Source organism: Stenomitos rutilans (assembly GCF_059505485.1).
The window spans coordinates 17,590-31,263 of the sequence record NZ_JCACKR010000061.1 but is presented as its reverse complement, the minus strand read 5'-3'; the positions used below and the strand labels follow the sequence as shown (position 1 = coordinate 31,263).

Annotated in this window: 9 protein-coding genes and 1 pseudogene; 6 read left to right on the top strand and 4 right to left on the bottom strand. The window is 48.3% G+C overall.

From position 1 onward, the window contains the following. Positions 1-3,209: pseudogene (locus tag AC5JLP_RS10495) on the top strand (hypothetical protein); the annotation flags it as partial. Positions 3,210-3,380: 171 nt separating this feature from the next. Here the strand turns inward: AC5JLP_RS10495 and AC5JLP_RS10490 are convergent. Beyond that, positions 3,381-4,712: a P-loop NTPase fold protein gene (locus AC5JLP_RS10490; RefSeq protein WP_496067885.1), complete on the bottom strand. Its 1,332-nt coding sequence runs from the start codon at positions 4,710-4,712 to the stop codon at positions 3,381-3,383. Positions 4,713-4,833: 121 nt separating this feature from the next. Here AC5JLP_RS10490 and AC5JLP_RS10485 point away from each other — a divergent pair, with 121 nt between their 5' ends. Together AC5JLP_RS10485 and AC5JLP_RS10480 are read left to right on the top strand one after the other, a co-directional pair. Next, positions 4,834-6,147, top strand: coding sequence for an acetamidase/formamidase family protein (locus AC5JLP_RS10485; protein WP_496067884.1), 1,314 nt, complete (start codon positions 4,834-4,836; stop codon positions 6,145-6,147). Between the two features lie 281 nt (positions 6,148-6,428). Then, on the top strand, positions 6,429-7,208 hold the full coding sequence (locus AC5JLP_RS10480; RefSeq protein WP_496067883.1) for a hypothetical protein: 780 nt from the start codon (positions 6,429-6,431) through the stop codon (positions 7,206-7,208). Positions 7,209-7,275: 67 nt separating this feature from the next. On the opposite strand, the gene AC5JLP_RS10475 is transcribed toward AC5JLP_RS10480, so the two are convergent. Continuing rightward, positions 7,276-8,304: an AraC family transcriptional regulator gene (locus AC5JLP_RS10475; protein WP_496067882.1), complete on the bottom strand. Its 1,029-nt coding sequence runs from the start codon at positions 8,302-8,304 to the stop codon at positions 7,276-7,278. 184 nt (positions 8,305-8,488) lie between these two features. Between AC5JLP_RS10475 and AC5JLP_RS10470 the strand changes: the two genes are divergently transcribed. The 3 genes from AC5JLP_RS10470 to AC5JLP_RS10460 all read left to right on the top strand — a co-directional run bounded on the left by AC5JLP_RS10470 (position 8,489) and on the right by AC5JLP_RS10460 (position 10,206). Next, positions 8,489-9,109, top strand: a complete 621-nt coding sequence (locus AC5JLP_RS10470; protein WP_496067881.1) for a cupin domain-containing protein — start codon at positions 8,489-8,491, stop codon at positions 9,107-9,109. A gap of 67 nt (positions 9,110-9,176) precedes the next feature. Then, positions 9,177-9,341 carry a hypothetical protein gene (locus AC5JLP_RS10465; RefSeq protein WP_496067880.1) on the top strand — a complete coding sequence of 55 codons (165 nt, stop codon included), beginning with the start codon at positions 9,177-9,179 and terminating at the stop codon, positions 9,339-9,341. A gap of 83 nt (positions 9,342-9,424) precedes the next feature. Beyond that, positions 9,425-10,206, top strand: a protein-coding gene (locus AC5JLP_RS10460; protein ID WP_496067879.1) for an IS1 family transposase whose coding sequence is annotated in 2 segments (ribosomal slippage) — positions 9,425-9,718 and positions 9,721-10,206 — 780 coding nt in all. Because the reading frame shifts where the segments join, the coding sequence is not laid out codon by codon here. Between the two features lie 198 nt (positions 10,207-10,404). On the opposite strand, the gene pdeM is transcribed toward AC5JLP_RS10460, so the two are convergent. After that, the gene (gene pdeM, locus AC5JLP_RS10455) at positions 10,405-11,049 is read right to left on the bottom strand and encodes a ligase-associated DNA damage response endonuclease PdeM (protein ID WP_496067878.1); all 645 of its coding nucleotides are present in this window, start codon (positions 11,047-11,049) and stop codon (positions 10,405-10,407) included. Then, the gene (locus AC5JLP_RS10450; protein ID WP_496067877.1) at positions 11,046-13,469 is read right to left on the bottom strand and encodes a ligase-associated DNA damage response DEXH box helicase; all 2,424 of its coding nucleotides are present in this window, start codon (positions 13,467-13,469) and stop codon (positions 11,046-11,048) included. The genes pdeM and AC5JLP_RS10450 overlap by 4 nt, the downstream gene beginning before the upstream one ends. Between the last annotated feature and the right edge of the window lie 205 nt (positions 13,470-13,674).

Sequence of the window (13,674 nt, the reverse complement as noted above, 5' to 3'; positions counted from 1 at the left end):
TTGAAGGCATTGCTGACTTCAATGGGGATAATCGTCCTGACTTGGTCTGGCGAGATTACAGCAGTGGCGCGAATGCCGTGTGGTTTATGGGCGGCACCAACAATGCGACGCTCATCGGCTCTACGTCCCTGACCCCGGTAGCCACAAATTGGCAGGCACGTCCTTACACTCGATACGAAGAGCCTATACCCATTGATCTGGCAGGCAATACAACGAGCACTGCCTTCAGTGTTGGAACGCTGAGTGGAAGTGGGGTGTTTAGCGATCGCATTGATAGCACCGACCCCTATGACTACTACCAATTCAAATTATTCGGCTCAAGTACTGTCAAGCTCCTGCTTGATGGACTCAGTGCAAACGCAAGTATTCAACTTCTTAACAGTAGTGGAACGATCATTCAAGGCTCATACAACAGCGGCAACAGTGCAGAGTCGATCAGTACAACTCTCAGTGCAGGCACTTACTATGTGCTGGTTTACCAGGCTAGCGGTAATACGACCTATAGCTTGAACCTGTCTGCGACAGCTTCCAGTAGCAATCTGTACTACTTTACGTATTACTACGGTAACGGCGACTCCTACCAAGGCTATGGCTACACGACTGATTCCAGCTACTACAGCGGCAAGTACATCAATGACGCGTCAGCTAATGAAACAGGCAACAAAGGCTACTACTACATCTCCAATCTTTATAGCGGCTACAGCGTCAGTTACAACAATCGAGTCTACGTCAGCAGCTATTACAACAGTGAAACCAGCACTACCTACACCCCATACTCTGGTTTTGGCAGCAGTGGTTTAGGGAGCGAGTACGGCTATCTCACGAACGGCGATAGCAGTACGTACTATGGCGGCAAATACTATGAAGCTGACTTGGGCTATCAGTACTACAGCTTCAAATACAGCTATGGCAGTGGACAGGATTACTACACAGGCTATGGCTACACCGACTACGGCAAGTACACCAGCAGCCAGTACCTCTACGATGCATCCGCCAACGAAACAGGTAACTACGGTTTCTACCAGATCACAGGCATCACGAACTATGCCTCTGGGACGGCTTCGTTGAATAAGGTTTACGTCAGCAGCTACTACAACAGTGAAAACAGCACCAGCTACACCCCTTACTCTGGCTCTGGTAGCAGTGGCTTAGGCAGTGAGTATGGCTATCTCACCAGTGCTCAAACATCCTCCAATGACTATTTTGGGGTCAAGTATTACGAAGCTGATACGCCAAGTATCAATCTGTACTATTTCACGTACTACTATGGTGCTAATAGCGACTACTATCAGGGCTATGGCTACACGACTGATTCCAGCTACTACAGCGGCAAGTACATCAATGACGCGTCAGCTAATGAAACAGGCAACAAAGGCTACTACTACATCTCCAATCTTTATAGCGGCTACAGCGTCAGTTACAACAATCGAGTCTACGTCAGCAGCTATTACAACAGTGAAACCAGCACTACCTACACCCCATACTCTGGTTTTGGCAGCAGTGGTTTAGGGAGCGAGTACGGCTATCTCACGAACGGCGATAGCAGTACGTACTATGGCGGCAAATACTATGAAGCTGACTTGGGCTATCAGTACTACAGCTTCAAATACAGCTATGGCAGTGGACAGGATTACTACACAGGCTATGGCTACACCGACTACGGCAAGTACACCAGCAGCCAGTACCTCTACGATGCATCCGCCAACGAAACAGGTAACTACGGTTTCTACCAGATCACAGGCATCACGAACTATGCCTCTGGGACGGCTTCGTTGAATAAGGTTTACGTCAGCAGCTACTACAACAGTGAAAACAGCACCAGCTACACCCCTTACTCTGGCTCTGGTAGCAGTGGCTTAGGCAGTGAGTATGGCTATCTCACCAGTGCTCAAACATCCTCCAATGACTATTTTGGGGTCAAGTATTACGAAGCCGATGTTTTATCAAGAACTACAGACCCATTGGTGGGCTATAGTGCTGCATCCGGCAATAGCTACATTGATGCACTGCTAAATACAAGATATGCCTATTGGAATACTAGCCAAAATGGAGGAAGTATTACATACAGTTTTTATAGAAGTACAGCGGGTGCTTATGGCGGAACTGAAACAGTTTCTGAAGTAAGCGATGCAATCAAAGCAAATGTCCGACAAATCCTAGCAACACTTGAATCCTTTATTAAGGTCAGCTTTGTTGAAGTAGAGGACACTGCAAGTAGTTGTGGTGTATTGCGGTATATGTTTTCTAATGGCCCGGATTATGCTTATGCTTACTATCCAGCCAGTGGTATTGGTGGTGACGTTCATCTCAGCTCAAGTTATGAGAGTGACTCAAATAACCGATTCTCCGGTGGATATGGAACGCATGGTTATATGTCCTTGATTCATGAGACTTGTCATGCGCTTGGTCTCAAACATCCAGGCAACTACAACGGTTCTGGGACTGGAACAGGCCCATTTTTAGCAGGAGGCGATGATAATACAACCAACTCACTAATGTCGTATAACTTCGCTGGTAATTCTGCAATTACCTTGATGCCATACGATATACAAGCATTGCAGTACCTGTATGGCTCAAAAAGCTATAACTCGGCAGCGACAACTTATTCGTTTAACTCCGTCTATGGCTATACTACAGGCACCCAAGCTTTTGGCAGTACAGCAACTCAGTTAAAACAGACAATTTGGGATAGTGGCGGCTTGGATACGTTTGATTTCTCAATGTTGTCTACTTCCCAGAGCTATCGTTTTGACCTTCGAGAAGGAGGCATTCTAACAACCCAGACAGCTTACAACAGCTATACTTATACCGATCGAGGAGCTGGAGGTTCTTATACAACAACCGCTTTTGGAACCAGGATTGCTCTGGGTACTGTTGTTGAAAACCTGGTGAACTCTAGAAGTAACGATTACATTATTGCTAATAGCGCTAATAATCTTTTTACAGGCTATACGATCGGCACATATGTAGGTAATGACATTTTTGAACTGACTTCAAGCTCTGACGTTGTAGATCTTTCCAGTTACAGTCTTGCGAACCTATCAGTAAGTGTTAATAACAGCGATCTCACGATCGGACTCGGCTCCTATGGTTCTTTACTGATGAAGAACTATTATGGCTCTGATGGCTCAATGAAAGTCTTGATTGGTAGTACTTATTATACTTACAGTAACTATTCGGGCTGGCAAGTAAGTACGGCATCGGCATAGCATTTATCCGTCTAGCCTCTTGTGGTGATCGAGGCTTTAGAGTCGCCTGAAAGATTCGTTTGTCATGGTTACTACCCTTGCTATTCAACTCAATAGAGATGCACGGCAGCAATGGGTCTAGAAAGTGCTGGAAAGTCTTGCGATCGTCCTTTTACCGCCGGCCCTTATCCCTCACGCTTTCTCTGCTCTGCCTTCCACCCAAGCCTGATACCGCTTCGTCTCTGCCAGCATGGGATTGATGCCGAACCAGCCGCCTTGCTGGTCTTGATACTCGAACATGAACATGCTGCGGAGGAGGGTTTGGTACTCGGCTTCACCTCTGGCGCTTTGCTGTTCCACGACCTGGAAGATGAGTGCCCACTCGGTGTCGTCGATCGTCCGTACCAGAGCATCGCGCTGTCCTCGAATGACATGCTCTACCCTAGCGTGCGAGAAGGGTGGATCGCCCTGTTGGACGCAGTGACGCAGCAGGCCGAGTAGATTGCGGACATGTCCACCGCTCACCAAGCAAAGACGATCGAGGGTTTCGACGCTATCACAGACTTCATGAAGGTGGGCAAGGCGTTGAGTCGCCTCGATATGCGGAAAGGCTCTTGCCAAAACCATTTGCCGCAAGAGGGCAATGCCATCCGCATCGTGAGATCCGTCGCGCCGTCGCACAGGCACCATTGGTAGAATTTTGGGCGAGATACCTCCCCCAAACCATTGCTTCAAGATTTCGACTTCGTTGGAAAAGACGAGTGACAGCGGAATGGTGTAGACGACATGGCAATTGAGTTTGGCAAGCTGTTCGCCTCGATCGACAAACAAATACTCTGGCTGCGTCCGTCCGGATGGCAATTGGCGGGCATCCACGCGATCGAGATTGTCAATAATGACGACCAATCCCTGCTTGCCACGTTGCTTGAGTTGCAGGTTCGCCTGTCCCAACAGCTCATCATTCAACGATTGCAAAATACCGTTGGTGCGTGGCTCCATGTATTGCCGAAGCTGGTTTCGCAGGCGAGGGCTGTCTTTGGTGCGAGCCGTAATTTTGCTAATGCCAACGGAAAAGTCAACCTGAGAAATTTCAATCGGGGTTTGCAAAATTTCGCCAATTTCGGCAAATAGATTCGCAAAATATTTGGGTTTGAGCCTGATTTGATCGGCTTCTAATTTCTCGCTGACTTGATGGGCGATCGCAATCAAAATGTCGGTTACATCAACATCTGACATATCCAGGTCTTCTGTAGATACGAAGTAAACAACATAAAACCCCAGTTGTTCGAGTTCATTTTTAAGGCGTAAAAGCTCCGTTGATTTGCCGCAGCCGATGTGTCCTGTAAATAACTGACAGGTGCCCTCGTCAGGGAGCAGGGCGATCGTTCGCTTCAACTCTTGAATAATATTGCTGCCCCGCACGGGTGCAAAATCGATGTAATAATCCCGGTCTTGTGGATTGCTAATGGACAGTGCCCGACTCGGATCACAGGCTTTGAGAAACTCAGATGCATTAATGGGCATATGTAACGGGATATCTCAAGCGATAAAGTAACGTATCGATGTGACGAACTATACAATTGAACCTCTGAGCAATCATTAGGATTTTGCCTGTTACGGCAAACTGGCTCAGGGAAGTGAATCAATGGCACAGCACAATCATAACGAGCATCACGAACAGGGTCATGACGAGCAGCATCACACTCATCATGGCGCATGTGATTCCGAACAGGGCAAGCATTCAACCACTGGTGCCGCCGAAGCCGAGTTCTTGAAAAAACACCCCACTTATCTCTCGCAGCAGTCAAGACGGGCGTTTCTGGCATCGGCTGGAGCAGCGGCGGCAGTGGGTGGCAACTTTGCCGTGAGTTTTCTACGGGGTGACAAAGCCGAGGCAAAATCTGAAACGTTGATGGCAGCAGACATGATTCGAGATGCAAAGAAGATTCACGTCCTCAAAGCCACACCGGAAACCTGCTTTTGGGGATACTTTGACAAAACGCAGCCTCCGGTGATGACCGTCGATCCAGGCGATATTGTTTACATCGAAGCGCTGACGCATCATGCAGGCGATGCACCCGATTTGCTCATGGATGCAGGGGTGAAAGCGGTGTATGACAGAGTGACCGATCGCGGCCCTGGTGTTCACATCATGACAGGGCCGATCGCCGTGCGAGGCGCAGAACCCGGTGACACCCTTATGGTACGCATTCTCAAAACTGAACCCCGTTTGGCATACGGCAGTAACATTGCCGCGCACTGGGGCTATCTCTACGATGCCTTCAAAAAAGAGCGCATCACCATTTACAAGATCGATATGGAAGCCGCGCTAGCCTATCCCGCATTTGCCTACGACTTTAAGGGGCGACCCAAATACGACAAGCCGGGCTTTGTCACGGCTCCCGATGCAGCCTCGCGGGAGAAAATCAAGATGAAGGTGTCGATTCCCCTGCGTCCCCACTTTGGGGTAATGGGTGTCGCTCCCCAGGAAAGTGGACGCATCAACAGCATTCCACCAGGGCCGTTTGGCGGCAATATCGACAACTGGCGCATTGGGGCAGGTGCCACGATGTACTATCCTGTCTTCAATAAAGGGGCAAACTTCTTTGTGGGCGATAGCCACATGGCGCAGGGCGACGCAGAATTGGCAGGCACGGCGATTGAAGCCTCGATGAACTCCTACATTCAAATCTTTGTGCTCAAAGATTTCCCCATCACCAACCCCATTCTGGAAACCGACTCGCACTGGATCACACATGGCTTTAACCAGGACTTGAACAAAGCCATGCGCCAAGCCGCTGACCAGATGCTGGACTTCTTGACGACCAAACGCAAAATGAGCGCCGATGAAGCCTACTCCATGATTTCGGTTGGCGTTGACTTTGGCGTAACGCAGGTGGTGGATATTCGCCAGGGATGCCACGCTGCGGTGCCCAAAAACCTCTTTGTGCCGAGCTAAGACACGAATGCTCAGATCCCCGCTTTCTAGGGTTGCTTGTCACATAATGCAAACCCTTCGCAGAAGGCGGGGATCTTGGCTTTGAGTGCTACACCAGATTGACAAGGAAGCAAGTAGTAAGTATTGAAGATTACAAAATTTATCGATAATCCCTAACGTTTCTCGTCGGAGACTAAAGTGGTGGGTGGCGTTAAGCACACAAAACCTAGCCGATCTTTTTCGCTCAGCTTTCGTCGATCGTGCCGACTCTCCTACTCATTGAGGCCGAAGAAAGGTTGAATATGACTTGTACAACGCGATTGAGTAAAGGGTTAATGGCTTGCGTTTGCATTGCAGCGATCGTTTCGTTAACGAGTTGCAAAGAGGAGAGTAAAAGCCCGCAAACAACAAGTGGAACTACAGGCAGCGCTCAACCTGAAGCGGCCTCCCCAGCAGAGGTTGAGAAAAAGAAGCCTGCACCTGGCACTGGAAATGTGCAGGGGAAAGTCTTGTTCAACAGCAAGCCAGTGGCAAATATTGAAGTGAAGCTGTGCGAAAGCTTTAGCCGTTTTATTGGCGGTTGTAGCGGCAAAACTTACACAGCACGAACCGATAAAAGCGGTGAGTATGTGATTGCAAACGTCAAGCCAAAAGTCTATGAGGCGCTATTAGCGCGTGTTTTTAACACTGATGCTTATGTGTTTGCAACCACAGGCATTGGTGGCCTTAGCTCAAGCAAATATGACGTTGCGGCAGATAAGACCTTATTCACGTCACCAACCAATCTCTTTAAAGGCGATTTGAAATTGCTCAACCCTAAAGCGGGAGCAAAGGTCAGTGCACAAAATTTAGAGCTGAAGTGGGCAGCTTATCCTGATGCTGCGTATTACAAATTCAGTATGTATCCTGAAGATACGAAAGTCACCACTTCTCCCTATATCAACGAGCGTGTTGATGGAACGTCCTTTTCGATCGAAAAACCGCTCGAAAAACGAACCTATCGCTGGCAAGTGAATGCGTACAACAGTGACGATCGCAAATTATCCGAAAGTGATGGTGATATTAAGTTCACCATTAAGTAATGCCATTGCGTTCTACAAGCCAATCTTTTTTAGGTGACGTAAACTTCTGAAAGCGAACATTCGCTCTTTATCCTTTAGTGGACGCTACGCGGTAGGCTCGCGGGGTTTGTCCTGTCCAGCGTTTAAAGGCACGATGAAACGCACTTGGTTCAGAAAACCCCAGCAAGAATGCGACATCATGAATCGGAGTCGTCAGATTGTTTAGATAGCGCTGGGCAAGTTCGCTACGAGTTTCATCCAAAAGCTGTTGGTAGGTTGTGCCCTCAGCATGGAGTTCTCGCTGTAGCTGACGGACGCTCATGGTTAAGCTGTGAGCGATCGCATCAATGGTTGGCAATTCGCCTTTCAGGTGTTGAGCGATCGCTTGCACGGTTTGTTTTGTGTAATCATCCCCGCGATTCAGTGCAGCGAGCATGCCTTCAGCGTGTTGCTCAAACATTGAGAGTAAGGTTGCATTTGCCGATAGTACCGACCATTGCAGGCTGTCAGCCGCAAAAATCATGCGATTGGTTGGCATGGAGAAATGTAGCCCTGTTTGAAAGATGCGATCGTGTTCCGAAGTATCGGTTGGGGATGCATGTTGAAACCAGACGGCGTGGGGACGTAAGGGTTTGCCAGTCAATGTGATGGTTGCGTTCATCAGCGATGCAAACGTGCTTTCGATCGCGTGTTTGGGTGTTTCCATCAGGTAATTTTTAAGATGCTCCACAATCATGCAGTCGCAAAACACAAAGCCTTCTGAAATAGAGACATGAATCTGCGCGCCCTGACTGAAGAGCCGGGTATAGCGCGAAAGCTTTGACAGCACTTCCTCAAAGGTTTGGCAGTTGACCAGCACATAGCCCACGATGCCGAAGGTCGCCACATTAAAAACTTCGCCCAAATGCAAGCCCAGATGCTCGTCGCCTGTAAGCTTGACGGCTTCTCGCCAGAGAGCGCTTTGCAGCGTACCTGTAATTTGCTGATCGGGCAGTTTGAGCAGATCTGGTTCTAACCCAACAGCACCACAGAGACGATCGACTTCAACACCGTATTTAGCCACAGCAAATTGCACAATTCCGCGCGCAATGTAGATGGAGAACGTAGCTTCTTTCATAAATGGGGATAGGTTGTGAAGAACGGCACGATCGGTCAATTTCTTGGCGGCATACGTCAATGCACCACATGGCCGAAATCATATCGTTGAAAGGTAAGCAAACAGCAATGCCTCACAAACTCACAGCATTAAGGCTAGAAGCCGATTGCAGGGCATTGCAACCCTACCTTAAAGGAGTATTCCAATGAAACCGATTTCTGCTCAAACACGGCTCGATGCCTCGGTCACCACTGAAACATCTGAAGTCATCTTGAACCCAGTAACGGGCGATCGCATGACCATTCTGCACTCGTTATATACAAACGGTGGCACCTACGCCAAATTTCGGTTTGATCTCCCTCCCGGAGCCAGCGGCAGCCCTTTGCACTACCACACGCGGATGAGTGAAACCTTTACTGTGCTGGCAGGCAATCTTGAGATGGAAGTGGGGCGCAAGGGAAATCGACGCACCTTACAAGCGGGAGATAGCCTGCATGTGCCACCTGGTATGCACCACAGCTTCCGCAATGCCTCTAATGAATGGGTCACGTTTACCAGCGAAAACCGTCCCGCAGCAGGCTTTGAGCGGTTTATTCGAGGCATGTTTGGCTTAGCCATTGATGGCAAGGTGAACCACGAAGGCATGCCCACCAATTTGCTACATCTGGCGCTGCTCTTGAAGCACGGTGACATTGTGCTCGTTGGTTTGTCGCCCAGACTGCAACGGTTGCTGATAAGTACGTTGGTATACATTGCTCACCTGTTGCGGGTCGATCGCTCACTCCTTCAATACTGGCACGTCAGCGATCGGAGCCATGCCTCATGAAACCTTACAGCGCAGTTTGACACCGGACTATTGATCATCGCGTCGATTTTATGGGGAGGAATCATTGATGCACCGTTTGCAGTTAGTCAGAATAACGGGCCTGTTGGTTATTTTGCTAGTCGTCTTGTTGAACATTCCTTACACGCTGCTGCTGCAAAACTTTGAGTACGATGCGATTCTTCGCAGGCCCGTTGGTTACGTGCTCACGCAGTTTGGTAGTGCTTCAATCTGATGTGGGATTAATAGAGTAGAGGTGATCAGTAACTGGAGGAATACCCTCTGTGTGGTCATGTTAAAGCCCATAAACATGGCACGATGCCCAATGGTCATCAACGTTATCGCTGTCCTGCTTGCCATCAAACCTTTTGTGAATCGTTTGATAGTCTTTACTACCGTCGCCATGTAAGTCCTGAACACATTCGCCAAGTGCTGCAAGCGCATAGCGAAGGCAGTAGTTTACGTGGCATCAGTCGCACGACCAAACATGCTGACAACACTGTCGTCAGCATTGTTCGCGCAGCCAGTCAAAAAGCGCAACTGGTACACAACGGGGAAGTTCAAGCGGTGCAAACGGAGGAAGTGAGTGCTGATGAGATGTGGTCATTCGTCTCAAAAAACAAAAACAATGTTCAACCCAGGACCGAGAGCGCGGAGACTGTTGGATTGGTCTAAGCCTTGCCTGCTGCAGTGGGTTCATGCTGGCTGCCCGTGTGGACAGACACACCGACGCATTGATTGAGCAGTTGGTGATCAACACTGAAGATAAAACAGTATGCAAGCAGTTCAACACGGATGACTGGGGCGGGTATGAACGAGTGTTGCCGCCTGAAATTTGGCATCATATTGGCAAAGATAGAACGCAGCGATTAGAGCGCACCAACGGCATTGTGCGGCAACAAACGGGAAGATGGCATCGACGACAGAACAAATTTGGCAAGGGGTGGAAACAAACGAAAGTCACAACACGGTTAGTGGTGAGTGACTTCAACTGGATTTGGCAGCATAGCCGACTTAAAACCACAGCCGCACAACGGGCAGGATTAACGACTCGATCATGGAATTGGCACGATATTGCTACCTATCCCACATTAATTTGACGCACTACCGTTTGATTCGCACTGCTGAGTTAACCGTAGAGGAATTTGTTGCCAAGTAGCTCGTGGAAAGCAGGCTAACAATTCTGTTGGAGCGGCGAGCATAGTCTTCTCGCTTCGTTTAAACCGTATGTATCGCCGCTTAACAGAACCGTTTTACGGCTCATTCTGGTACAGCCTTCTTATTTCATCTTGTTCTCATCATTGCAAAGGAATCACGGTATCTTCTGCAATGGCATAGGCGATCGCACCTTTTTTCAGATCTACTTCGTAACCGCCTGTGAAAGCTCCAAAAGATGGTAGGACAAGTAGATTTTGCGACTGATCTAAATAGAAACATGGCAAGCGTAAGCTATCCAGTTTCGTTTTGATTCGCACGCAGGGATGGATGTGCCCACAAATATTGAGTATCTTGGGATGGGGGCAGGGTTCGTGGCTGAGCAGTAGACGATCGAGTTGCAAGTCGGTGCAGCAGTGGATGGAAAGCTGACTTAGACGGTTGGCTAAGGCGCGATCGTGATTACCAATGATGAGCTTCACTTCAATGGGTACTGTATCGAGAAACTGTTTCCAACCGTCGTTAACCTCTTGAGTCAAAGACACGCGGGAATGAAATAAATCTCCTAGAATTATCAAGGTCTTTGGCTGTATTTTGAGGCAAAGGGCTTGCAAGCGATCGAGCGAATCTTGATTCACCTGATTGGAAATGGGAATACCTGCGGCTTGAAAGGTTTCAGATTTCCCTAAATGCACATCTGCAACAAGTAAACTTTGCAGACTTTCAATATAAACGGCTTTTTCGGGTAGTAGCTGAAGCTCTGTTCCCAAAAGCGAAAGGTGTGTCATTTCGTTTCCCACTGTTTTTTCAAACGCTCGATGCGAGCTAACAAGCCTTCATTGGATAGACGAGAGCTAAGGCGTTCTACCAGTAGAGGGAAGGCAAAGGGGGATGGACGTTTCATTTCGCGCCAGATAATTGACAAGGTGCGTAGGCGATCGAGGGTTTTAGCAAGCCGTTGTGCTTCTAGCTGCTGATTTAGTACCTCCTGTTCTGCTTGTTTCAGCAAGAGACTATCGGGTTCATATTTTGAAAAAACATCGTATAGAAGGGAAGAACTAACTTGTAGCTGATTCGACGTTTTCTTAGCAGAGGGATAGCCTTGAAAGACCAGTCCTGCGACTTGAGCGATGCCACGAAATTTGCGGCTAGTCAGTTCTGAAATATTGATACTGGCTTTCAACTCATCTTGCAGCGCATCGACATGAAAAAACTGTTCTGAAAACAACTCCTTAAAAGGGTAGCCCGCAGGCGCTAAAATTTCAAACCCATAATCGTTCACTGACACGGTTAAGGTTGTCTTTTGCTGATGGGCAAAGCGGTAGCCCCATAGAAACCCTAACCCTTCATGGACAAAGCGCCCTTCAAAGGGAAAAACATATAAATGCTGACCTTCACGAGTTTTGCAAATTTCCATCAGCAGTTCGTCAGGCGCTGGAAGGGAAGACACTCGTGCTTGTGCAGACAAAATAGGGGCAATACAGCTCAGTTCACGATTCAACGGTTCCTTCTGTTTAACATCATTAATCTCCTTTCTTAAATAGGTGCTTAAGGAATCTGAAATTGTTAGATTGCCGCCCGTCCAGGTTGGGGTAACGGTTGATGTTTTCTTGGTGCCTTTCACATAAACCACCATATCTTTCATCATAAAAAATTCAAGTTGCTTACCCGCGAAGAAAAACACATCTCCTTTTTTAAGTTTGGACGCGAACCCTTCTTCAACTGTGCCAATATCTTTCTGATTCATGTAGCGCACTCGTACTGCTTGATTTGAGGTAATCGTGCCAATACTCATACGATGCATGCGAGCAATTTGCGGGCTGGCAATGACATAGCGATCGCCCTCCAAAACTACCTTTTTATAGTTAGGGTAGGCACTTAAACATTTGCCGCCTTGAACGATAAATTCCAAAATCCAAACAAATTCTTCATCCGTCAACTCAGCGTAGGAAACCGTTTTTCTAATCTCATTGAGCGTGTCTGTCACCGTAAAACCATCACCACACGCCAGCGTGACCAAGTGTTGAATCAGTACATCATAGGGTTTCTGGAGCGATCGACGTGCTTCAATATCGCCTGCTTTCAAGCCATTGCGAAAGGCAGAAATTTCCAGTAACTCTAGCGCATTTGTGGGTAAAAACAGAATTTCGGAAGTGCCTTCTGGGATGTGGGCCGATCGTCCCGCTCGTTGCAACAGTCGAGCGAGATTTTTGGCGCTACCAATTTGCACGACTTGCTCAACTGGTTGAAAATCTACGCCCAAATCCAACGAGGATGTACACACTACCCATTTGATTTCACCCGCTTTTACTCCTGCCTCGATCGCTTCTCGTTCTGCAACCGAGATGGAACCGTGATGGAGCGCGATGCGATCAACATCATCCGGCATGGCGAAGGTGAGTGCTTGATACCATCGTTCTGCTTGCGAACGCGTGTTGGTGAAAATGAGTGTGGATGTATTGATATCTAACGCCGCAACCAGTTCCTCATACATCCTCAAGCCCAAATGTCCCGCCCAGGGAAAGGTATCAACAGATGTGGGCAAAACGCTTTTGATGATGGTTTGGCGGTTCAGGTGCGATCGCACGACAGTAGGTGGCTGGTCTAGACCGATCGCCACCTGTGCCGCTTCTGCCACATTGCCCAATGTTGCCGAAATGGCCCAGGTTTGCAGGTGGGGCTGGAGCGATCGTAGATGAGAGAGGCATAGCTCCGTTTGTGTGCCACGTTTGGAACTCAATAGCTCGTGCCATTCATCCAGAATCACTGCTTGTAAGAATTTGAACCGCGCAGCTTCATCTTTGTAAGAGAGCATCAACGCCAGCGATTCGGGCGTCGTGATGAGAATATCTGGCATATTTTTGAGCTGCCGTGCTTTCTTGGAGGCACTTGTGTCTCCGGTGCGCGACTCGACTCGCAGATTCCAGCCCATTTCCTCGATCGGTCGCCGGATCGCCTGCTCAATATCCCGTGAAAGCGCTCGTAATGGCGTGATATAGAGCAGTTGCAGCCCAATGCCGGGAGTTTCTAGCAGGCGGGCGATCGATCCCATCACCGCTGCATAGGTTTTGCCCGAACCCGTTGGCACTTGGATCAAACCGCTTTTCCCTGCCAAATATGCCTGCCACGCTTCCATCTGAAAGGCTAAGGGTTTCCATCCTTGCTTTTCAAACCAGTGTGTGATGGGTTTTAGACGGCGATCGACCATGCGCTATTTTTGGGATTGGCAACAGCTACTACTTATACCGATTTAAATAATCATCACAACAAATGAATCGTTGCTAGGAGTATGATATTGCCGTGCCATAACAGAATGTGTCACCGTTTTAATCTAATTTGGTATCAGATTTGCCTGGCTTCTCTACTAAAAGAGCGTGTACTGGGTAATCATCTTATTCCTAAGCTATTCTTTG